This window comes from Desulfosporosinus sp. FKB, from assembly GCF_002196705.1.
In the GTDB taxonomy this organism is placed as follows: domain Bacteria; phylum Bacillota; class Desulfitobacteriia; order Desulfitobacteriales; family Desulfitobacteriaceae; genus Desulfosporosinus.
The window spans coordinates 1-22,101 of record NZ_NADJ01000021.1; the positions used below are offsets into that span (position 1 = coordinate 1).

21 protein-coding genes are annotated in these 22,101 nt (G+C 32.5%); 15 read left to right on the top strand and 6 right to left on the bottom strand.

Translation table 11 applies throughout. The features are described 5' to 3' along the window. Nucleotides 1–345: 345 nt before the first annotated feature. Complete coding sequence (locus B5Y67_RS25600) at nucleotides 346–483, bottom strand: hypothetical protein (protein WP_207652406.1); 138 nt, start codon at nucleotides 481–483, stop codon at nucleotides 346–348. A 498-nt stretch (nucleotides 484–981) separates the two neighbouring features. Between B5Y67_RS25600 and B5Y67_RS06630 the strand changes: the two genes are divergently transcribed. Next, nucleotides 982–1,230 (top strand): hypothetical protein, encoded by a 249-nt coding sequence (locus tag B5Y67_RS06630; RefSeq protein WP_088225714.1) that lies wholly within the window; start codon nucleotides 982–984, stop codon nucleotides 1,228–1,230. Nucleotides 1,231–1,777: 547 nt separating this feature from the next. Here the strand turns inward: B5Y67_RS06630 and B5Y67_RS06635 are convergent. After that, entirely contained in the window at nucleotides 1,778–2,716 is a 939-nt protein-coding gene (locus tag B5Y67_RS06635) for an ion channel (RefSeq protein ID WP_088225715.1), read from the bottom strand. Nucleotides 2,717–3,085: 369 nt separating this feature from the next. Between B5Y67_RS06635 and B5Y67_RS06640 the strand changes: the two genes are divergently transcribed. After that, nucleotides 3,086–3,730: a hypothetical protein gene (locus tag B5Y67_RS06640; protein ID WP_088225716.1), complete on the top strand. Its 645-nt coding sequence runs from the start codon at nucleotides 3,086–3,088 to the stop codon at nucleotides 3,728–3,730. A gap of 145 nt (nucleotides 3,731–3,875) precedes the next feature. Here the strand turns inward: B5Y67_RS06640 and B5Y67_RS06645 are convergent, their stop codons facing one another. Together B5Y67_RS06645 and B5Y67_RS06650 are read right to left on the bottom strand one after the other, a co-directional pair. Continuing rightward, nucleotides 3,876–4,583, bottom strand: coding sequence for a hypothetical protein (locus tag B5Y67_RS06645; protein WP_088225717.1), 708 nt, complete (start codon nucleotides 4,581–4,583; stop codon nucleotides 3,876–3,878). After that, the gene (locus B5Y67_RS06650) at nucleotides 4,580–4,858 is read right to left on the bottom strand and encodes a hypothetical protein (RefSeq protein ID WP_088225718.1); all 279 of its coding nucleotides are present in this window, start codon (nucleotides 4,856–4,858) and stop codon (nucleotides 4,580–4,582) included. Before B5Y67_RS06650 ends, B5Y67_RS06645 begins: the two co-directional genes overlap by 4 nt. A gap of 251 nt (nucleotides 4,859–5,109) precedes the next feature. Between B5Y67_RS06650 and B5Y67_RS06655 the strand changes: the two genes are divergently transcribed. The 12 genes from B5Y67_RS06655 (at nucleotide 5,110) to B5Y67_RS06705 (ending at nucleotide 17,015) form a co-directional block, all read left to right on the top strand. Beyond that, nucleotides 5,110–5,334 (top strand): helix-turn-helix transcriptional regulator, encoded by a 225-nt coding sequence (locus tag B5Y67_RS06655; RefSeq protein ID WP_088225719.1) that lies wholly within the window; start codon nucleotides 5,110–5,112, stop codon nucleotides 5,332–5,334. Between the two features lie 115 nt (nucleotides 5,335–5,449). Then, nucleotides 5,450–5,782, top strand: a complete 333-nt coding sequence (locus tag B5Y67_RS06660) for a hypothetical protein (RefSeq protein ID WP_088225720.1) — start codon at nucleotides 5,450–5,452, stop codon at nucleotides 5,780–5,782. A gap of 281 nt (nucleotides 5,783–6,063) precedes the next feature. Then, entirely contained in the window at nucleotides 6,064–6,441 is a 378-nt protein-coding gene (locus B5Y67_RS06665) for a hypothetical protein (RefSeq protein WP_088225721.1), read from the top strand. Nucleotides 6,442–6,507: 66 nt separating this feature from the next. Then, nucleotides 6,508–6,759 carry a hypothetical protein gene (locus tag B5Y67_RS06670; protein ID WP_088225722.1) on the top strand — a complete coding sequence of 84 codons (252 nt, stop codon included), beginning with the start codon at nucleotides 6,508–6,510 and terminating at the stop codon, nucleotides 6,757–6,759. Between the two features lie 282 nt (nucleotides 6,760–7,041). After that, nucleotides 7,042–7,233, top strand: coding sequence for a hypothetical protein (locus B5Y67_RS25825; protein ID WP_242975891.1), 192 nt, complete (start codon nucleotides 7,042–7,044; stop codon nucleotides 7,231–7,233). Between the two features lie 34 nt (nucleotides 7,234–7,267). Then, on the top strand, nucleotides 7,268–7,681 hold the full coding sequence (locus B5Y67_RS06680; protein WP_088225724.1) for a hypothetical protein: 414 nt from the start codon (nucleotides 7,268–7,270) through the stop codon (nucleotides 7,679–7,681). A gap of 340 nt (nucleotides 7,682–8,021) precedes the next feature. Continuing rightward, nucleotides 8,022–9,527 carry a hypothetical protein gene (locus B5Y67_RS06685; RefSeq protein ID WP_088225725.1) on the top strand — a complete coding sequence of 502 codons (1,506 nt, stop codon included), beginning with the start codon at nucleotides 8,022–8,024 and terminating at the stop codon, nucleotides 9,525–9,527. A gap of 334 nt (nucleotides 9,528–9,861) precedes the next feature. Next, the gene (locus B5Y67_RS06690) at nucleotides 9,862–12,237 is read left to right on the top strand and encodes a DEAD/DEAH box helicase family protein (RefSeq protein ID WP_088225726.1); all 2,376 of its coding nucleotides are present in this window, start codon (nucleotides 9,862–9,864) and stop codon (nucleotides 12,235–12,237) included. 28 nt (nucleotides 12,238–12,265) lie between these two features. Then, nucleotides 12,266–13,732 carry a class I SAM-dependent DNA methyltransferase gene (locus B5Y67_RS06695; RefSeq protein ID WP_088225727.1) on the top strand — a complete coding sequence of 489 codons (1,467 nt, stop codon included), beginning with the start codon at nucleotides 12,266–12,268 and terminating at the stop codon, nucleotides 13,730–13,732. After that, nucleotides 13,732–15,231 carry a restriction endonuclease subunit S gene (locus tag B5Y67_RS06700; protein ID WP_088225728.1) on the top strand — a complete coding sequence of 500 codons (1,500 nt, stop codon included), beginning with the start codon at nucleotides 13,732–13,734 and terminating at the stop codon, nucleotides 15,229–15,231. Before B5Y67_RS06695 ends, B5Y67_RS06700 begins: the two co-directional genes overlap by 1 nt. 289 nt (nucleotides 15,232–15,520) lie before the next feature. Further along, on the top strand, nucleotides 15,521–15,670 hold the full coding sequence (locus B5Y67_RS25240; protein ID WP_170932615.1) for a hypothetical protein: 150 nt from the start codon (nucleotides 15,521–15,523) through the stop codon (nucleotides 15,668–15,670). Between the two features lie 475 nt (nucleotides 15,671–16,145). Continuing rightward, nucleotides 16,146–17,015, top strand: coding sequence for a nucleotide-binding protein (locus B5Y67_RS06705; protein WP_088225729.1), 870 nt, complete (start codon nucleotides 16,146–16,148; stop codon nucleotides 17,013–17,015). Between the two features lie 296 nt (nucleotides 17,016–17,311). Here B5Y67_RS06705 and B5Y67_RS06710 read toward each other — a convergent pair whose 3' ends face one another. Together B5Y67_RS06710 and B5Y67_RS06715 are read right to left on the bottom strand one after the other, a co-directional pair. Then, nucleotides 17,312–18,073 (bottom strand): DUF3226 domain-containing protein, encoded by a 762-nt coding sequence (locus B5Y67_RS06710; protein WP_088225730.1) that lies wholly within the window; start codon nucleotides 18,071–18,073, stop codon nucleotides 17,312–17,314. Next, entirely contained in the window at nucleotides 18,070–19,134 is a 1,065-nt protein-coding gene (locus B5Y67_RS06715) for an AAA family ATPase (protein WP_088225731.1), read from the bottom strand. Before B5Y67_RS06715 ends, B5Y67_RS06710 begins: the two co-directional genes overlap by 4 nt. Before the next feature lie 823 nt (nucleotides 19,135–19,957). Between B5Y67_RS06715 and B5Y67_RS06720 the strand changes: the two genes are divergently transcribed. Then, entirely contained in the window at nucleotides 19,958–20,719 is a 762-nt protein-coding gene (locus B5Y67_RS06720) for an NUMOD3 domain-containing DNA-binding protein (RefSeq protein WP_170932616.1), read from the top strand. Nucleotides 20,720–22,101: the final 1,382 nt, after the last annotated feature.

The window sequence follows — 22,101 nt, forward strand, 5'->3', positions numbered from 1 at the left end:
CACCTGGATGACCTCCGTTATTTTTGATTGGATTCTGTTGGCCAACAGTCCGTCCTTTCAAAGATTAACGTGAGGTCGTCTTTTTTTCAAAGGTCATTTTTTGTTACTTACAGGAATGCTCCTCTTAATTTACTAAGCATTTATTTCTTTAGGAGCAGATTTAACACCTAGCGTTGCTAATATTCCACCGATTAATGCTAGCGCCATGAATATAGCCACTAATGTACCTCCAAGAATTGCTCCCAAGATAGATGAGATAATGAGCAGTATTCCGGGAACCTTTCCTTTGGCCCCAATTGAAATAGCGCCAAGGATTATTACCAGGAAAGAAAACAGAACTCCACCTCAACCGAGCCCTACTACCGTACTCGATCCGCTGGCGTTGAATGCCGAGGCGGCTCCTCCAACGAGTAAAGTTACTCCAGCCGATAGGATGCCAAAGACGCCTGCGATTAAAGATATGATACCGCCTGCTTTTTGCATTTTTTCTTAACATCTCCTTCACAATTTTAAAATTATTTTCTATGTTTGTATGGTATTTCCTGCTTTCCGACATTCTTAATGGTTCTGCGACAAATATGTAAGAAAATAGTAAGACCCCGGCTGAAAAAAGCTAGGGTCTTATTAATGACGATAATCGGGCCAAAGGTAATCAACTTTTTCTCCAACTGCACCGGCGATCTCTTGAGCCGTAGATAGATATAGATCTTTACCATTCATGATTTGAGATAATTGATATTGAGAATAATCTGTTAATTTCGATAATCGATCTTGTGTTATGCCTTTTTTTTGTTATAACTTCATAAAGCCTACAACGCTTATGTCTTTTCAAATCTTCATCACCAAAGCTCTATTTTCTGAAAGAAAAAGCTGTTTTCCTTCGGAAGATTGACGTGAAGAAAATTATATACTAAAGTTAATAAATTGTTTTTATTTTAGACAATATTAACAGTAAACTGTTTTAAGAGAAGGGGATAAACGTTGGATTTTTTGGAAGAAAGAATATTTATGGGCGTTTATGAAAACATCAAGAATGACAAGGAATATAAAATGTATATGTATAAAGCTATTGAATTAGGGTACGAAATCAAAGAACATCTGGGTCCTAATTCTTCGCTATTTTTGGAATATGAAAGTCTCATAAATCTTGCAGAAGCAATTTACCTAGAAGAAGCTTATAAGACAGGGTTGCAAGATGGTCATGATCTATTTCAGCTAATGAATAGCTAAATTGTTTTGTCCTTCAAATTATTTGGTTAGAAATTACGCCCCCAATTCGTCCCCAAGCATTGTCTTCTATAATTAATACAATATAATAGATAATTGAAACAAAATATAAAAAGAAAAAACCCTTGAATATCAAGGGCTTCAGCATTTAAATTATGGTGCGGTCGAGAGGACTTGAACCTCCATGCCCTTGCGAGCACTAGAACCTGAATCTCTTATTTATAAAAAGTCAAGTTCGAAACCTTACGCTCTAACGTATATAAGGGTTATAGAGTTTTTAAATGATTGAAAAATCTAGTTAGGAACTATTTACCTGTAATTGTCTGTATAATATCACATAGTTTGTGTTATGAAAAGACAAGCCCTTGCTATTTTAAAAGGAAGACTTACTATGTGTTCTAAGAGTAGAGCTTGATGATTACAAAATCGCATCAAAGTTACGTATGATCTCTGATATCATTTAGCAAGCGACTGGTCATGAAAAGTCTGCATTAGAAAGGAGACGGTTCTTAAGGATTAGTGTTAAACTAAAGTTAATTAGTATCTATATTCAATTTTCCTTAATCGAGTGATCAGAAGAATCGTTGTTTTCTGTTGGGAATCCCTGTATAGGTAAAATTGTACTTACAAAAATTATTAGAAATATTATGCTAGTAAGAGTAATTCCCATGGTTGCTAATCGACCCAATTTGTCTGTAGGTGTAATATCGCCTCCAACTGTTGTGAATGTAACTACAACGAAATAAACTAACCTTCGCAGGTTAATAGTTCCTTCGGGCCCAAATGAATTGGGGTCAATCTTCCAGATTAACAAAACTTCAGCATAAAGAATTTGGATAATTGTTACAAACCAAACAAACATGCCAACATATTTAGCGTACCATTTATAAACTTGTTTATTATTAGGCTTGGGAAATAGTAGATAAGTCTTGCTAGATATTAGTAATAAACCTCTAATTACAATGATGTGACTAAAACCTAGTCCCACAGCAAATGGGAATATTAAAGATTTCAGGTGAACATTATTAAGATTAATTACTAAAAGGAATGTTATTAGAATAAGTGGTATTATAAATGCATAACTCAATATTTGCCAAGAATTATTGCCTAATATATAGTCTAAGAACCATTTTAATGACGATAATATTATTGTAATCATAATAAAAAGCAAAAGCATAGTAAAAGCCGATAAGAGGAAAGTATATATTATTGTTTTAAAATGAGTTAACACACCAAACGTATCAAGTATTTTGATATAGGCTGTAACTAAAACAGTTAATATAAAAAACACTAATAACACTATGTAAAAAACTTTTAGGAATAAGACATCATTCCATAGATCCTTATATGGTTTAGTGAAAATTTCTTTTAAAAACTTTAAGTTTGTCTTTCTTATATTTGATTTCAAGAAAAAGATTGTTGGAATTAAAACAAATCCGTAAATTAAAATGATTAGCAAATGATATTGAATTGAATTCAATAATACCACTAATAAAACCTCCTTGGTTTAACTCTATTTAAATTATCGAAAAGAGAACAATAATGCTCTATACATTCTCATATATAAATGGGATGAAATGAAAAACAAATTGGGCTTAGAGTCACAGAAACGTACCTGTAAGCGTTCTGAAACCGTCAGCCATATAAATTACCCTTCGACTCATTTCATGCAATCTTAAATGGAATAAGAGTAATTTTCTTCATGCATATTTTTCCATATGATGAAGGATTCTCTTTAATTCTGTCGAAGACTACTTAGATAAAAATATAGTAGTTCAAGCATTAGATAAAGAAAATATAGATACGTATGGGGATTACGTATGAAGAATATTTAAGTTGTTTCGCAGGAGGAATTGACGTGGGTGAGAAATATGAGGCATTAGAAATTCAAATTAGTAAGCATAGAAACGATATTGAAAGTATAAGAACACAATTAGATAATGAAGCCGAAATTGTAATAGAGGAAATTAATGAATTTATTAAGGAAAAATATAAAAACGATATTGAATTCAACGTTAAAACAAAAGTAGAAGTTACCAAAAGATTAGGAATTGAAAATCTAAAGGAACTTAAAGCTGACTTAGCAGAATTGATAGAAAAAACTCCAACATTAATAGAGGAATATCTTAACAATACGAATTGTTTTACATATAAAAATTATACAATAAGAAATATGCAAAATGAATTTGATCAAAAATATAATATAAAACCTAATTTTAATAATAAAATTGAAAGTGTTATTCGTCAATTGTATGGACATGAAGGAGTTCTATTATTTAAATATGAATATGAAAATTACAATAGTTCATCTTCTTGGGAAAAGCAATATAGATCAGAAATTCCAAGATATAAGTATGGATTTGGCTATTCAAACGGATTAAAGGATTCAATTGATTTGTATATTAAGTTATTTGAGCAATTGCATGACACATTAGTAAAATTAAATAAAGCTCTTAAGCAAAAAGAAGAACAAGAAGCTATTGACTTATGGGAACAGGCATAAAATAATGTGAGGTCAAATTAATAAAGACCGAAAGCTTTTAAGGAATAATTAGTTACCCACAATGGATTGAAACGTTATTTTCTTACCTATGAATTCAAAGTGTAAGCCCTAAGAATCGAACTTCTTAGGGCTTTAAGTTAATATATTAATAAATATACTTACGTCTTAGTCCAAATAAACGTATTTCTGCAATTTCTAGATTAACTAAAAATTTATTTAGAATACGTTTCCTACTCAAATTCCAAAAGAAAATATTATTATCAACAAAATTTATTAAGTTTATAACAGTTTCTTTCGAAATTTTCATCTTAGGTTTTGCAGCATGTTCAAGAACTAATGGATCGTTTATTGTATTATAAATGTTTACAATGGTTTTAAATAATCTAAAAATATCATTATCTATAAAATTTAATTTTTGTTGCTTACTATTAGTAATGTCTATATCGACCATTTCAATGTATTCAGAAAAAGAAATTAAAAAATCATTTAAAAAAAGGAAATTTAATTCGTCCCATGCTTTTGCCAATATTGTTGAATCTCTTGTTTTTTGAGCATCTATAATAGCTGCAATTCCAAGTTGAATTAATTGAGACTTGTTATAATATTCCTTCCTTGATTTTTGAATTTTATCCATACATGCTAATTTCTTTTCTTTGGTCTCAATATCTAATTTTGCTATTTCCCTTTTCAGCTTTTTGTTGCCAATTATCCATGAAATTACATATCCCAAAAGAAAAAAGACTATTAGCGACATCATTAAAATTGAATAAATACTCTCATAATGGTTTTTTTCAATGAAGTTAATAGTTGTTTTTACAGCGGGATCAGAAAATTTCTCTAACAACGAAATCATTTTTGTTTTTCCTTATCCCATTTAGCTGCTTCAATTTTCATTTGTAATAATAAATTATCAATGTTATCTAAGGAAAAAGATTTTTTCTCCAATATTGGTCTATGAATTGATTTCTCTATAGCTTCACTGGCTCTTTCGGCAGAAGTGGGTTTTTGTGAATTATTAAAGCTTTGTATTATCGCCTTTTTCTCATCTGGAGTAAGTGCGTACCCTTTCAATTTTTCAGCAATCATATAAATTGCTTCAAGAAAACTCTCATTTGACACAACAGTCACCTAGCCTCTCAAAAATGTAATAATTTTCATATTTCGCCACTTTGTTTTAAAATCCTTTAATTATTATAAATTTTGTCAAACTAGAACCGATAACATATGGCCCACTAATCTATTTTTGTTTGTCATGAGATACAGCCAAACCTTAGCTTTTAAAATATAATATTTTAGTTGATATAGTTGATTAATAATATATAAAATGGTAAAATTTTTTCAAGAGGAAATATTTTACATTACTTACCGGGGAGGGTTTAATGGTGGAAATTAAGATCAAAAACAATTTAGAAAAGAAATTGGATGAACTACAGAAAAATACAGGGATCATGAAAACTTTCATGGCAAAGGAATTAGGCATGACTCCACAGAGGTTGTACCATTTGTGTAAAGCAAGCAATGTGCAACTTGATACGGCTTATAAGTTTAGCGTCTATTTAAATTGTAGTGTGACTGAGATATTTGAGTACGAAGTCATTAGATAATAATGACTAATATAATAGCAAATATTGTTGACATATTGTTTGGAACTCCTTATACTTCAAGTGTAGGGCAAGCAAACCAATAGCCTTAACTAAAAGTAAAAGGGGTTTTTTATTTATGAGCAACATTAATAATAAAAGACTAGCCTGGGTAATCAAGGATTCACAGGGCAATTTCTGCCACGCCAATAGCATCGTAAAGTGGAACAAAACTGCATGGATTTATGCATCTTACAAAGAGTTTAGCCAAGAGTGCCGGGGATATTTAAATCTACAGCAAGCTAAACAGTATTTAGATGAGCTTAAATCCAAAGCCAAAGAAATAGGACTAGACGAATCATTTCATTTGGATTATGTGGATTTAAATAAACTCGTTAGACAATACATAGTGAGTGATGAGAAAGCTGAGAATATAATTCTGGTGGAAAAAGTTAAAAAACAGGTTGCATAAAATAAAAATACTCTTAGAAACTATTCTAAGAGTTGACATGTAAATCTAAAGGTGATATACTTGAAGCCCAGCAGGGAACACAAATGACGCTACTATATATTATAGGTAGCGTTTATTTCCTACTACTTTGGCTAGGTCATATTTTATTAGATCAAAGGAGTGATGTAACTTGTATTAGTTTTGTTACATAATATAGCCTTCGATGAATCTATGTTACCATAGAAGCCTATGTAACGCAAGTCTCAGAGGGAAAAAATAATATCCAGTTTAAAACAAGTGAGATGGAATTTGAAACTAGGGAAGATGTTTTAGATTGGATTATCACACATCAATTTGCCAGACGTAATATCAATGATTCTCAAAAAGCTTATCTCAGAGGGTTGCAATATGAGAATGAGAAGAGTAAAAGCCAATGGAGGGGAAATCAACATACTAAGATTGAGGCAGGGGAAGATTCTTCCCCTGCCAGAAATGATCAAAATGAAATAGAAAACACTTTAGAAGAAGAAAAATCCTTAAATAAATCACCTCATTCTAACAATACGGCAGAAAAACTTGCGGAAGTTACTTTTTCAATTCACCATTTTCTCTTGACGAATAGCCTAAAATGCTTTAATATAAGTGATTTCCTAAAAATCCCAAGTCCTACCCGTTATTAATGGATACATATCTGATTGATTGGATCAAGTAAACTAAAAATAAAACTAAGAAAGAAGAGTGAGATAATGAGAGCAGATGTACAAAAACATTCATTCGGAGATTATAAATTTGTACTGGAATTCGATTCCGGTGGTGATCCAGAAGTACCATATACATTATGGATATACAAAGAAGATGGCAAGATGCTTTATTATAAAGACAGCGATAGACAAGTTAGAAGAGATTTTCCTAAAAACTATAATAAGCAGCATTTAGTAAACTTCTGCAAGAAATTTGCTAGTGATGAAAATTACAGAAACGATTATTGTACCCTATAGCTTATAGAACTATAAAAAACAAAAGAAAGAGGGAGTGAAGTATTAGGAATCGAAGACATTCCTTGTGAGATTAGGATTTATGACTCAGAAGAGAAGGTTCTTAAGGATTTATCAGAAACAAATCTTCGTCAACGAGGTATTGGTAATACTAATCCTATTAAGTTAGCAAGATGTATTGTTGAGTTAGAAGGGATTTATGGAATACAAAGAGGTGGGGACAGAACAGCAAACCAGAATAATTCGGGTTTGAAGACACAGGGAGATTTGGCGAGAGAATTAGGTATGAATGATGATCAGTTACGCAACTACAAAAAACTCCTCACACTCATTCCAGAACTTCAAGACTTAACTGAAAACGGCAACCTCTCCCCCACTGTAGGGTATAAGATATTTGCCAAACTATCTAAAGAGGAACAGAAGAAGTTGATTAGTGACTTCGGAGCAGAATACATATCAAGTCTTACTCAAAAATGATTAAAAATCTAATAAATATTACAGGAGTGATTAAATGATTAACTTATTTAACTGCAATTCATTAATTCAAATTAACATTAACGGTGAGTACAAAGTAAAATGCCACTGGTTTTGCGTAGAAAGGACAGAACCACTGCCCTATGAAGAACTCATTAAAAATTATAGCCCCAATAAAGAGGATATTAGCATAGCTGAGAGAGGAGCGAATGAGTTTTTTACTGAAGAAGAGATTGAGCAATTAAAGACTTACCTCTCGACAAAGGGATTAGATCTTAAAGTAAAAAAAGCTGAACATTTGCCAGTTGATAGTAATTTTGTAGGACTGACAGATTTTCCGCTTGGAGATGGTACTGGAAATATTAAACTATCAGAACATGAGGGCTATCCTCTGTCATTCAAAGTTTGGGGCATTTATGACTATAAAGACGAAAGTGATTTAGTATGTTGACACTAAAAAGAATCAACAAATTTAACGCTGAAACTGACCCACATTATAAATAGTCTTATAAAATATAAGTGTTTTAGGGGTAGTAACGATTAATCACACTAAGTCGAGTGTAATAGCGTCTTGATGTATCAAAGTTTAACACTAAGTCTGATTTCTAATCAACTTTGTGTAATTAATCGTATGCTTCATATAAGTGCAATAAGAATATACTAATATTTAATAAGAACAAATAATAAATAATAAGATTAAAATAAGTATTTATTATCGTGAAAAGAATAATCTATTCTCAAATTTAATAATTCATTAATTTTTTAGTTAAGAAGGAGGACATTTTAAGTTAGTGGATAATATTTCTGAAGATATTTATGTAATGATCCCTAATATTGTAGTTCAAAATATTGCTTCTGGCGAAAACATAGACAATAGTTACATACAATCATTTGGTAAAAGAACGGTTGCATACTTAAAAAATTTAGTCGCTTTACAAAACGTCAATGGTTATATACGTTTTTCAACGGATATGATTCTTTGGATGCTAAACATTCAAAATAATATTGCCCGCGAGAGAAAGTATTTTAAAGATTTTATATCTCAACTTGAGCAAAATTCTTTAATTAGTATTCAAAACGAAGTTGATACGGAATCTCTGGGGTCAAGTGAGTTTATCCATGCAAAACTAAATATATTTGATTACAACGAGGAAGGTAAAACCCAAAATTATTTCATGCTTTTGGACTCAGAATACAACAAAATCATGAATTATTCAGGGGACTTGGATAGATTTAACCTGCTCAATCTTTTTTGTAACCTTAAGAGCAGGATGTGGAGAAATTCTAATGATATTTCCCCTGCTAAAAGAAGACCTGAAGTTGCTTATCCTAGCTATGAAACCATAAAGGATGATATATTCATTGAGTCAGATAAAACTCTAAAGCAATATATTGAGGTTCTAGTTGAATTGGATTTGATACGTTATGATAGTGCAGGAGAAAGGGTTTTCGTGCGTGAAGGGGATTCACTGATTGTGAGAAAATCAAATTTTACGTATACTCTATTTCACTCACAATGGGAAACCGATTTATCGGAAAGCATATCAGCATATAAGAAAAAAAAGGAAAGCGAAGGATGGGCTTTTCGAACAGCCATTCAAGAAATCTCTTCTGATAACAAAAGATCTATCACTCAAAAAATTCATATGCTAGAAAAAAAGGCTACCGAGAATACCTTAACACAAGCAGAGAGGAAGGATCTTGGTAAGTTAAAACGTCAGCAGGCAAAGTGGAAGAGTGAGTACGATAATGATGTTGATATTCACAAGCTTGAAGAGGATAAACTTAAATCTGAAAATGTTGCTGTACATATACCACATGAAAGTGCCATTGGAAATTCAAATCCATTTAACCCATTTATAGTTGAGGAGCAAAAAGTAAAACAAGAAGTTAGTGAAGCTGATAATGCCCAAGAAGTTCAAGATCTGGAGGCGAGGAGACGAGAATGGGAACAGGAAAACAACAAGAACGTCGTCAAAATAATAAGGAAGGTACAAGTAGAGAGGAACCTTGAATCTAAAACTAAAATAAAGGGAGATAAACTTAAACCTTTTGTTGAGGTTATTTCATCTGAACGTACTCTTGTATCTAAAAGTAAATTTTTAGAGGATTTGGAAGATAAAAACCCTGGGGTATTTACTCCAAATATCCCTGAAAAATTCTACGAAAAGGCTGCTGATGTCTTCATCCGAGAAAAGCTAAAAGCAGATGAACAGAAATATTGGAATGATAAAGTTGAGGAAAGTGGATTTTACGATCTTGATAAGTTAATTAAAGAAGGAAGTCAAGCAGTATGAGCTGACTAAAAGGGGATGGTTAATACCATCCCTTTTCTTATGCTATCAATAGGAGGAACTAAACAATTTTTGTAAAAGTGACGAGACATACACAATGTGCTTTCTTAAAATCGTACAGCAATTTACTTTCTATCATGCGTATTACGGCGTATCCAGATGGCTCCGAAGTATGTCTGTCGGATCTATATAATGAAAAGACCGCTTAAAAAAGGAATTTTAATGAAAATGTCTACCAATTAATTTATAATGAAAAAAGGAGTAATTCAAAGTATCATAGATTATATGCCAAAAGATGGTTTCTCCTGATTGTTACCATGGGAGGTTTAATTTTATTATGGCAGTAAATAAAAAAGCTTTATCTGAAGAAGACATAAAGATGAAGTACATTACTCCATCAATAATTAATTCTGGATGGGACTTAGAAAAACAGATAAGAGCAGAGTATTTCTTTACTGATGGAAGAGTTATTGTTCGAGGAAACTTAACTTCCCGTGGAAAAAGAAAACGTGCCGATTACATACTGTTTTACAAACCAAATCTACCTCTTGCTATAGTAGAAGCCAAGGATAATAATCATACTGTTGGTGCAGGTATACAGCAGGGAATTGAGTATGCTGAAATTCTTGATATTCCCTTTGCCTTCAGTTCTAATGGTGATGGTTTTTTGGAGCATGACAGGAAGAATGGTACAGAAACTGAGATTCCATTAGGGAAATTTCCATCTCCTGAAGACCTCTGGAAGCGGTATAAATCCATTCAAGGGATCGATGATAAACAGGAAGAAGTTATTAAAGAACCTTATTTCTTCCAAATGGGTGATAAGCAGCCTAGATATTATCAAAGAATCGCTATTAATAGAACTATCGAAGCCATTGCCAAAGGTCAAAATAGACTGTTACTAGTGATGGCAACAGGTACTGGTAAGACCTATACCGCGTTTCAAATTATGTATCGGTTATGGAAAGCAGGTATAAAGAAAAAAATCCTGTTCTTAACTGATCGAAATATCTTAGTGGATCAATCGATGCTCAATGACTTCAAGCCATTTCAAAAATACATGACCAAAATCGAAAACAAAAAAATGGATAGTTCCTATGAAGTTTATCTCTCACTTTATCATCAATTGTCTGGTGAAGACAATTTTGAAGTGTTCAAGCAATTTAAGCCTGACTTTTTTGATTTGATTATCATTGATGAGTGCCATAGAGGGTCTGCCAAAGAAGAGTCAAGATGGCGTAAGATTCTAGACTATTTCACTTCTGCAACTCATATTGGCTTGACAGCTACACCAAAGGAAACAACTGATACTTCAAATACTCATTATTTTGGCAAGCCAATTTACACCTATTCCTTAAAGCAAGGAATAGATGACGGTTTTTTAGCACCATACAAAGTTATTAGAATTGGCTTGGATAAGGATTTAACGGGTTATCGTCCTGTAAAAGGAAAGCTTGATGTCAATGGTTATGAGATTGAGGATCGTGAATATAACGTCAAGGATTATGATAAAAACTTGATAATTGATGACCGCACCAAGAAGGTTGCCGCCAAAGTTACTGAGTACTTGAAGAAGATAGATAGATTTTCAAAAACGATTATTTTTTGCATAGATATTGAGCATGCCGAAAGAATGCGGCAAGCAGTGATCAATGAAAATGCTGACCTGGTTGCTAAGAACTCGAAATATATCATGAGAATTACTGGTGATAATCCTGAAGGTAAGGCTCAACTGGATAACTTCATTGACGAAGAAAGTCTTTACCCTACAATTGTTACTACATCGAAACTGATGACAACTGGAGTTGATTGCAAAACTTGTAAAGTCATTGTGCTCGATAACAATATAACTTCAATGACAGAATTTAAACAGATTATTGGACGCGGCACTAGATTGAGACCTGACTATGGCAAAGAGTATTTCACAATCATTGACTTCAGGAATGCGAGTCGGCTGTTTGCTGATCCTGCGTTTGATGGTGAGCCAGTACAAATCTATGAGCCAAATGAAGAAAATGGGGATGATATTGTACCATCTGATATGCCAGATGAAGATACTAATCCCGAAGACCTCCAGGGGCAGTATTCTAATTCTGATGGTAAACCCGACCATGTCTTTGAAGATTGGACTGTTAATGGCTCTGATAAACCCAGGAAATATAGGGTAAATGATATTATTGTGAAAGTGATTTCAGAGCGGGTTCAATATTACGACAAGGACGGAAAATTAATAACGGAATCACTTATTGATTACTCAAAAAAGAACATTCTGAAGGAGTTTGCGGATTTAAATACCTTTCTTCGAAAATGGAGTGAGGAAGATAAAAAACAGGCAATAATAGAAGAACTAAAAGAGCAAGGTGTATTGCTTGATGCGTTACGAGAAGAATCAGAAAATGAGAATCTAGATGATTTTGATTTGATCTGTCATATCGCATTTGACCAGAAACCATTAACAAAAGCCGAGAGAGCAAACAATGTTAAGAAACGCGGCTATCTCTACAAATATGGAGATATGGCAAAGCAAGTATTGGAAGCATTACTAGAGAAGTATATGAATGAGGGTATTATTGATCTTGATGACACCAAAATTCTAGAACTTAAAGACTTCGAGCGGTTTGGGAGTCCTTTGAAAATCGTTAAAGCTTTTGGTGGTAAATCAAATTATTTGAAAGCAGTTAAAGAACTAGAGAATGAAATTTATTTAGCCTAATTACAGCAGATGGAAGGACAACTAAGAGATGACAATTAACACGCTAGTAAAAAGATTACAAGATATCATGCGAAATGACGCAGGTGTAAATGGTGACGCTCAGCGGATTGAGCAAATGGTGTGGATTCTGTTCTTAAAGGTGTATGACGCTAAGGAAGAACTATGGGAGTTTCATGAGGATAATTATACCTCTATCATCCCCGAAGAATTACGGTGGCGAAATTGGGCAGTCGATCAAAAAGACGGTAATGCCCTTACAGGAGATTCTTTGCTAAATTTTGTTAATGGAGAGTTATTCCCTAAATTAAAGGAAATAGAGATCGATGAAACTACTCCTCAAAGAAAGGCAATTGTTAAATATGCTTTTGAGGACGCTTATAATTACATGAAAGACGGTATTTTACTTCGCCAAGTTATAAATGTAATTGATGAGATAGAGTTCAGTGATTATCAGGAGCGGCACTCATTTAATGAAATCTACGAAACGATTCTTAAGGACTTGCAGAGTCAAAGATCGAGCGGTGAATTTTACACTCCTAGAGCGGTAACTGATTTTATGGTAGAAATGATTCAGCCAAAGCTAGGGGAAAGAATTGGTGATTTCGCATGTGGTACAGGTGGTTTCCTAACTTCATCCTTGAAGTACTTAGAAAAGCAGGTCAATACCGTAGAGGATAAAGAACAGTATAATAAATCCGTATTTGGTATTGAGAAAAAGGCGTTACCCCACCTTCTATGCGTAACAAATTTACTTTTGCACGATATTGATGAGCCTCAAATAATTCATGGGAACACTCTGGAGAAAAATGTAAGAGAATACAAGGAAGAGGATAGATTTGATTTTGTGTTGATGAATCCTCCTTATGGTGGGAATGAAAAAGACATTGTAAAGATGAACTTTCCCGTAGAACTGAGAAGTTCAGAAACTGCTGATTTATTTATGTCGGTCATAATGTATCGTTTAAAGAGAAAAGGAAGAGCAGCCATTATATTACCAGATGGTTTCTTATTTGGAACTGATAATGCTAAGACTGCGATTAAGAAAAAGTTGTTAGAAGAATTCAATTTGCACACGGTTATCAGAATGCCACATAGTGTTTTTGCTCCCTATACTTCAATCACGACGAATATACTTTTCTTTGATAAAACTCAGCCGACTACAGAAACTTGGTTTTACAGAATGGATATGCCAGAGGGGTATAAGAACTTTTCTAAGACTAAACCAATTAAGTTTGAGCATTTTGCTCCAGTGGTTGAATGGTGGAATAACCGTCAAGAAATTAATACTGATGGTTTTGATAAGGCAAAGAAGTTCTCTGTAACGGAACTAGCCGAAAAGAATTACAATATTGATTTATGTGGATTTCCGCATGAGGAAGAAGAAATATTAGAGCCAGATGAATTAATTGCTAGTTATAGGATGAAGAAGGAAAGTCTCAATAACAAAATAGAAGATATATTAACACAAATACAGCGATTATTGGGGGTTGAATAATGAAAGCCTCCTATTTAAGAAACGCTGTTCTACAACTAGCTGTTCAAGGAAAATTAGTGCCACAAAATCCTGATGATGAACCAGCTATTAAATTGCTGACAAAGATAAGAAATCAAAAGGAACAACTAATTAAGGAAGGGAAAGTAAGAAAAGGAAAAGCATTACCTACAATTACTGATGATGAAAAGCCTTTCGAGATACCTGATAGCTGGGAAATGGTACGAATAGGGGAAATAATCAATTTAATTGGTGGATATGCTTTTAAGAGTACATATTTCTCGGATGAAGGTATTAGAGTCCTTAGAATCTCCGATTTTGACGAAAAACTTCTAAAAGTAGATAATATGAAAAAGTATCCCTATTCAAAAAAACTCGAACAATATAGAGTTCAGGAAAATGACATTGTTATTGCCATGACGGGTGGTACTGTAGGTAAGACACTAAAGATCAAAAGTTTAGAATATAACGATATATATTTAAACCAAAGAGTTGGCAGAATCAGGTCGTTATTGCCGAATAAAGAACATATAAATTATTTGTTTAATATTATCTCATCACAATATATTAAAACTTATATAAAAGGTAATGTGAATTCAACAAATGATAATATATCTAACGAGTTAATTTTAAATACAATTGTCCCCTTGCCACCTCTTGCTGAACAACAACGAATAAATTCAAAGATAGAAGAAATATTACCTAAAATTGATGAGTATGAGAAGCTTGAGCAGGAACTTTCATTACTTGAAGGCTCTTTTTCTGACAATCTTAAAAAATCTATCTTGCAGTATGCTGTACAAGGTAAGTTGGTTCAGCAAGATTCTAATGATGTACCTGCAAGTGTTTTATTAGGAAAAATTAAAGCAGAAAAAGAGCAACTAATTAAGGAAGGAAAAATAAAGAAAGAGAAAGAGAAAGCTTTACCTGATATTACGGATGATGAGAAGCCATTTGAACTTCCGAAAGGATGGGAATGGGTACGGTTAGGGGGAATTATTAAAGAAAAACCTAGAAACGGATACTCCCCCAAAGCTGTTGAAAAGGTTACTAAGGTTAAAAATCTTACGCTGACGGCGACGACATCTGGGAAATTTAAACCTGATTGTTTTAAATATATTGATGAAACTATTTCAGATGAGTCCTATTTATGGTTAGAACCTGGAGATATCCTTATACAACGAAGTAATTCTTTGGACTATGTTGGTACTAGTTGTATTTATACGGGTCAACCAAAAACATATATTTACCCGGATTTAATGATGAAAATTCAACTTTTTGAATGCATTCAACTTCAGTATATACAGTTTGTCTTATCGAGCAGTACCGTTCGTGAATATTACCGAAGTTCAGCTTCAGGAACTTCCGAAAGTATGCCCAAAATTAATCAGTCTATAGTTAATAATACGCTTGTTCCACTCCCTCCGATTGCGGAGCAACAACGGATTGTAGATAAAGTTGAGAAACTGATGTCACTATGTGATATGCTTAATTTTGGTTAGGGTTAAAGGAGGATTGCTGAAACTATCAGCGGTCTTCTTTTTGTATGAAAATCAATATGAAGACCGAAAATGAGTAAATATCACTTATATGAATGGCGTAATGTTATCGCATACGAACGATACGAGTAATTATTCTAAAAAGATAATTAGTCATGGTTGAATATCCAATAAAATAGGAGTTTTATTACTTAAAATCCTAAAATAAAGGAGAAAGTGAATTAAGCAAATATGAGTGGTAGTTCAGCTATTCGGTTTCAGGTAAATAATAACGTAGATGCTGAGATTTATAATGAGGAGTACAAAAGTTTATCTAGCAGAACTGGAGGAAGTTCGAAAGAAGAGGCTGGAGCATGATAAGGTAAACGATTTGCAGGATGGCCTTAAACTGGGGTTTGATGAAATTGTACAGACGCTAAACGACAGGGAATCGTTGCTGTAAGAATTGAACAAATATTTATGCGTGGATTGAGAAGATTGAAGTTCTCACACCAACGCATTTTGTTTTTGTTTTGAAGAGCGGGATGAGGCAAGCGTCAAGCTATAGGCTAGGTTGTAGTAAGGCTTTAGCTTATCAATTTAATGAAAAGTAGTAGTAGTCCTAACCCTAAAGAATTTCAATTATAAGTGTAAACTTTTATTGGGAGTGGGTGGCGGTCCTCCATTTCTTTTGCAAAAAAATAGTATTGCTCTATAATATACAGAAATGAAGGAATTTGAAGGCGAAGGTAGAATTAAAAATATGAAACGACGGAGATAAGAAAAGCAAATATAAATACGGCATACTAGTATCTACTGATTTGTTTGTTAACTTATCTTAATTGAAGAATATTTATGCCTTATTGAAAAGTTAATAATTATCCTACCAACACTTTTATTAGGGGAAATAGAGCGATAGATTATTATGGGGGGCCAAAATGGAGGATATTGATAATGTAAAAGTGCTGTTGCTTGGTACAATTGTACAAAACTTTTGGGATAAAGAAGGATGGGCAAGTAGTTATAAGAGGAAATTTTTAAACAATTATGAGTTCAAAGCAATTAAAGAGATTGCGTGTCCTTTATATGCTATTGGTTTTTACGTGCGAGATTATTCGAATTATAATATAAAGTTACTAAAAGTAACCGATAAAAAATGTGATGATCCTAATAATATATGTTTTAAGTTTGAACCAGTAAAAACAATGGCGATAGAAAGTGAATATCTATATAAAAATGTGTCATGTATTGATGCTCATAAGATACTCTCAATAGATAATAATTATGAAATTTATAATGCTTTAAGAAATTTGTGGGATTCGTCGCTGAACGTTATACTTGATCCTCCTTCGAATGTCTTATCTAATACTAACTTAAAAATATTTATGGCTAGTTCTACAGGTAAGAAGGATCATTTAGAGCAAATTGGAATGATCCTTAATGAACTCAAATGTGAAGCAGTTCCTTGGTATGGCAATAATTCATTTCCTCTGAGTGAATTTACGTTGGAAAGCTTAATAAAAATGTGTGATAATTGCCAAAAAGCAATTATCTATTTTAGTGAAGATGATAAAATCCAAGATGATTCTGGTCGCCAAGTTGGAGTGCCTCGTGACAATGTGGTTTTCGAGTGTGGACTATTTGTGGGGAAAATGGGAAGAGAAAATGTTGCTATAATAAAAGAAAATTCGAATGTAAAACTCCCCTCAGATATAGCTGGTTTGACATATTTGCCTTCTGATTTTAGTGGATCTAACAGGTTCGTCTTCAAAAATAATTTAAAAAATTGGATTGAATGTAAAAAATGAGACATTTAATAAGATGCAAATGAATACAAAGTTAAACTCCCGTTTGGCAGCAACTACATAAAACTAGTTTCTGCCAAACGGGAGTTTATCCATTAACACAAAACTTTTTACATTCTCGTAGCATTCAAAAAAGCTCAAAGCCCTGCAATACAGGGACTAGAGGCTAAATGAACAATTTGCCAATGTGTCTGGGTTATTGAACTTTTGGAAGAGAAAAGTCAGTAATTATGCTAGTTTGGGGTTTCATATATGAAAAGAACCGCCTTACACAATACCCTCTAAATTTTCATTCCAAATTACTTAAATGTATTTTCTATTAATTGAAAGTGTTTTCTTATTTCTTGTTTTTCTTCCCATTTATGTGATGTTAGTAATTCATTGAAAGAAGCAGTCGATCTATCGGGGTTAGTAATAGAAATGATTGATGAAAACTCTGCTTTTAATTTTAGTCTATCATGCTGTAAATAATTTGATAGATTACCACTATTGACTATTTCTTTAATATATTGATGAGCAGACTCCACAACAAAATTATCTTCTTCACAAGTGTTGGCAATAGCTTGAATCAATACAGTTTCTAATGCCCCCTCACTTTCAAAAGGGATTATGATTGGTGTAACATTAATTTGATATATTTCATTCTCAATTTCATATTCATATAGATTTGCTTTGTTATTTGATAATGACATTGGCCATCGATTAGCTTTAAACAAATCCTCAATATTTTTAATCACTATACTTATATCGTCTTTATCACGATCTGAAAAAATTATCACTTCTTCAAACCTTTCTTTGGGAAAGGTGGTATTTAATCTACAAATGGTTTTTATAGCATAATCGTAGGTGTCTTTCCCCCCAACACACCAAATCGCAATTTTGTCATCACCGCGTGTATATATTTCAATCTTTTCATTCCTATTTTGAGGCCTTATTTTAAAGTTATTAGATATATTAGCTTTTTTATCAAAAAGCCACTTTGGATCATTTGATATTTTGTGAATAAAATATCCTAAGATTAGAACATCATCAATTCCTTCACATAATATTACACTGTTCATATTCTAAGTTCCATTTCATAATTTTTTCTATCATCTAATGCATCATAACCTAATAGAACTCTGGCGGTTGTTTTATTTAATTTTTCGTTCTTTTTTAAAGTAATAACTCTAATTTCATTAAGATTTCCATAGCTTTCTGAAGTGAGTAACAATTTATCTAGTGCTTCAATGCTATGTGTCGTTGAAAATAATTGAACGTTCATTTTTTTACAAGCTTTAATTAAAAAACTAAATACTTCTTGTAAGGCTAATGTATGTAAAGCTGTTTCTATTTCGTCTATAAGTAATACTCCGTCTTTAGCCATAACTAATACTATGCTCATTAATAAAGCTTTTTGCATTCCAGAACCATAAGAAAACAAAGGCATTGTTTCTTTATTTTTATGATGAATCCAAATCATTTCTTCTATAATTGAAATATCGTTAATATCTTTATCGAATATTTTTAATACCTGAATAAATAAATCTTTCTTTTCTGTTTTAATTACTTCAGGGTATAAAGTTACACAACTATTATAGAGATTAACATTAACAGGCATAAAAACACAATTATAAAATTCTTCTGTTGTATCTACATTGAATCTTGTTCTAGAATCTAAAGTGAAAATATTTGTTGATTTAACAGTATCATTCGTGACCCTTAATGTTCCGTTAATTAGTGAATCAAAATCCAGATTATCATCAGAAAAATCAAATTCTTTCGATAACTCACTAAAAATTTCAAGAGAAATCCATTTATTTTTAAGAAGACAAGAAACTTCCAAAGTATAAACGTCACGCATATTTTTATTATCCTGTTCATTTGGAACTTCTTTTTTAAATATGGTCAAAACAGTATCTATAAAATCTTTTGGCTTTATTTTATTCTTTCTATTAAGTGCAACTTTAATAATGCTCCCAATATCATTTGGTTGCGATAATATTTTTAATACTTCTAAAACGCTGGTTTTGCCACAATTATTATCACCAACAAAAATATTAAATTCGCCAAAATCTTTTATCTTTAAGTTACTGATTCCTCTATATGTCTTAATATTTAATTCAGTTATGTGTTTTGTCATTTTTCCACCACCTTATATATAGAATGTAATATTTATCAAATATTTAATTTCAACAGTGTAGCGAATATTCCTTTACGTATGATAAAATAAAGTCCATAAAATTCTAATAGTATAATCTGTTAATTGTATAATTAATTTTTGTTCTTCGCAAGATGCTGTATGTGATAAATTGAATGGTATCAAATCAGTTATTAGTTTCTTAATCATAGGAAATTATATATAAGTGTCAAAAAAACCTAAACTCAAATTTATAATTGAAATGATAGAAAGGGAGCCAGTTGAGGGGCTCTTCTTTATTTTGCGTAATCTGATAAATATTGACTTTCACCTTAATTGTTATTCTTGGTAGTTTTAATGTCGATTATAAATTATTTATAACGAATACTATACTTGAATATATTAACATTATAAAATTAAAATAAATTATTGTAAATGTATTTTTGAATTATAACTTAATTAAAATATTAAAATATAAATATACTATTTTTGTGTTATTATTATTTATATACTAGAAGAAAGAGGTGAGATCTTGTGGCGAAAACACAAAAATTGTTAAGGATACTGCCTTAAGTTAGAATTAATATTGAAAAAAAAGAATATCGCGAAGTACTGGGCAAGATGTGACTGTGAATATGCACTTTTTTATATCCACAGCCCATTGAAAGAATCTTTGAGATCTTTGTAGGTAAAGTTTTTTCTCTTATCTTCAATTCGATCCTGACGGATGACAATACATTTTAAACCCACTTGTAGCATTTAAAGAAATGTAGCGTGTTTCATTAAAGATTTTATTCCGACAACACTTGTAGAGGGAGTAAAACGAGTGAAGTTTATTAATGAAGGTAAATATTGTAATCTTCTTGGTATTTATAAAATCACACAACTTAGTACAGGGAGAATATATATTGGTCAGACTAAATATAGATTTATTGAAAGATATTGGCATCATGTGTGGAAATTAAAACACAATTCTCATGATAATAAATATCTTCAAAATGTTTGGAATAAGTATGGTGAAAATGATTTTGAATTTGAAGTTGTTCACATTCTTAAAAAAGACGAGGATCTGAATGAGCTTGAAATCATGTACATTAAGACATATGACACTTATAATAATGGTTTTAATTTAACGATTGGTGGTGATGGGAAAAGAGAATGTCCTATGTCTGAAGAAGCAAAAAAAATTGTTGGAGAAAAAAATAGGATACATAATCTTGGAAGAAGACATAGTGAAGAGACTAAACGAAAAATGAGAGAATCAAGTCCTCATAGAAAAATGACAAGAGAACACGCAAAGAGAATTCTTGCTATTAGGACTGGGTTTATCTATTCAGAAGAATCCAGGCAAAAAATGAGAGATGCCCACATCGGATCTAAAAATATGGTTGCAGTAATAGATGAAGAACAGGCAAGTGAAATTAAAAAAAGATTAATGCAAGGTCAAAGAATTATTGATATTTCAAATGATATGAATGTTAATTATGCCATTATCAGGTCTATTGCTAAAGATAAAGTATGGAAGCACGTTTATATTGATGGATGGGAAAGATTCGTTGCTATCTACAAAAATAGAAAGAAAAAGTGAATATTCCGCTGAGAAAAAGCACCTAAACCGCTGAGGCTGAACATCTCTTCCGCTTTAATTGAACAGTCCGAACGGAGTAACTGTACACCTTATGATTCTCTTGAAACAATTCTCGGAATCCTTACTACAGACTAAAGACTTGACATGGGGGCGACGGATGCTACCCTCGACCCATTGAAGCATCCGACGCAGGGTCCCATGTCAAGTCGCCCCCAGAGAAAAACATGTGTCTGAAGGGTGTTCATTTTCAAACGGAAACACTGTTCAATCTCAGCGGTCAAACTGAACAGTTTGACCCGGAATATTCAAAAGTTACTACATGACGAAGAAGTACGGAAAATTCGTTCATTGCTAGAGTTGGGATATACAGCAGAAAAAGTCTCTATCCTGTGTAATATTGGAGTCCAAGTGGTTTATGGAATTAAACAGAATAGAACTTACAAAAATGTTGAGTAACTGGAACTAATTGAACCTGAACGATTTAACAAAAAATTACCTATGAGCCTAATTACTTAGTTCTTAAGGAATCGGCGATTATACTTTTGGAACACTTAGTTGAGAAAATCCCAATAAGAACGAGCCCTCAGATAGACCATAATTTTCTATCTGAGGGCATTTTGTTTATCAATTTGGAGATAAAGAGTGGTTTTGAAATATCATCAAACACTCCGACAAAATTTAAAAACTAGGATGTAAAAAACTTTGTGTAAATGGGTAGAATTACCAAGGAATTGAACATTTATGCAAAGTGATTACCAAGAAGCTCTTAAAGAGTAAGCCAAAGAATGCCGTACAATCGAAGATATTCAAGACAAGCTTAGAGATATTTTAAAAGATACGCTTCAGCAAGTTTTTGAAGCTAAAAATGTCTCACCTCATCTAGATCCCAACACCTTGGAGCACCGTTGTAATGGTAAAATTACGGTTTTAACGAAATTGAGTGAGAGCCATTAAAAATATGGGAATTGTTTTTTTTATTCTCCCTGGAATAAGTGAATGATAAAAGAGAAATTAGGAGACAAAGGACTAGGAGACTACTGATTTGTATCCATCCGGTATAAATGCTAGATTAAAGTCTCTTAAATGAATGTGAATTTCCCCTTTAATTTCTTTCATGCTCTCTAGTATCCATTCGATCTTGACAATGTGACTGTATAACCTGTTTAAAATACTTTTCGAATGTCCATCCTTCAGAATTTTTTATTTCTTTTTCATAAACCCTCATCATGAATTCATACAGCGGTTCATCAATTTCAAGGAGCATTCCTGTGAGTAACAAAAAATGAGCTTTGAAAAAAAGACGACCTCACGTTAAGCTTTGAGAGGATGCACTGTTGGCCAACAGAATCCAATCAAAAAATAACGGAGGTCACCCAGGTGAA

Coding starts and splice junctions, on each gene's coding strand:
- B5Y67_RS06710 (WP_088225730.1), bottom strand. CDS start 18,073: ATGAACAGTGTAATATTATGTGAAGGAATTGATGATGTTCTAATCTTA.
- B5Y67_RS06665 (WP_088225721.1), top strand. CDS start 6,064: ATGGAATTTGAAACTAGGGAAGATGTTTTAGATTGGATTATCACACAT.
- B5Y67_RS06690 (WP_088225726.1), top strand. CDS start 9,862: ATGGCAGTAAATAAAAAAGCTTTATCTGAAGAAGACATAAAGATGAAG.
- B5Y67_RS06700 (WP_088225728.1), top strand. CDS start 13,732: ATGAAAGCCTCCTATTTAAGAAACGCTGTTCTACAACTAGCTGTTCAA.
- B5Y67_RS25825 (WP_242975891.1), top strand. CDS start 7,042: ATGAATGATGATCAGTTACGCAACTACAAAAAACTCCTCACACTCATT.
- B5Y67_RS06695 (WP_088225727.1), top strand. CDS start 12,266: ATGACAATTAACACGCTAGTAAAAAGATTACAAGATATCATGCGAAAT.
- B5Y67_RS06705 (WP_088225729.1), top strand. CDS start 16,146: ATGGAGGATATTGATAATGTAAAAGTGCTGTTGCTTGGTACAATTGTA.
- B5Y67_RS06670 (WP_088225722.1), top strand. CDS start 6,508: ATGAGAGCAGATGTACAAAAACATTCATTCGGAGATTATAAATTTGTA.
- B5Y67_RS06680 (WP_088225724.1), top strand. CDS start 7,268: ATGATTAACTTATTTAACTGCAATTCATTAATTCAAATTAACATTAAC.
- B5Y67_RS06645 (WP_088225717.1), bottom strand. CDS start 4,583: ATGATTTCGTTGTTAGAGAAATTTTCTGATCCCGCTGTAAAAACAACT.
- B5Y67_RS25600 (WP_207652406.1), bottom strand. CDS start 483: ATGCAAAAAGCAGGCGGTATCATATCTTTAATCGCAGGCGTCTTTGGC.
- B5Y67_RS06715 (WP_088225731.1), bottom strand. CDS start 19,134: ATGACAAAACACATAACTGAATTAAATATTAAGACATATAGAGGAATC.
- B5Y67_RS06660 (WP_088225720.1), top strand. CDS start 5,450: ATGAGCAACATTAATAATAAAAGACTAGCCTGGGTAATCAAGGATTCA.
- B5Y67_RS06655 (WP_088225719.1), top strand. CDS start 5,110: ATGGTGGAAATTAAGATCAAAAACAATTTAGAAAAGAAATTGGATGAA.
- B5Y67_RS25240 (WP_170932615.1), top strand. CDS start 15,521: ATGAGGAGTACAAAAGTTTATCTAGCAGAACTGGAGGAAGTTCGAAAG.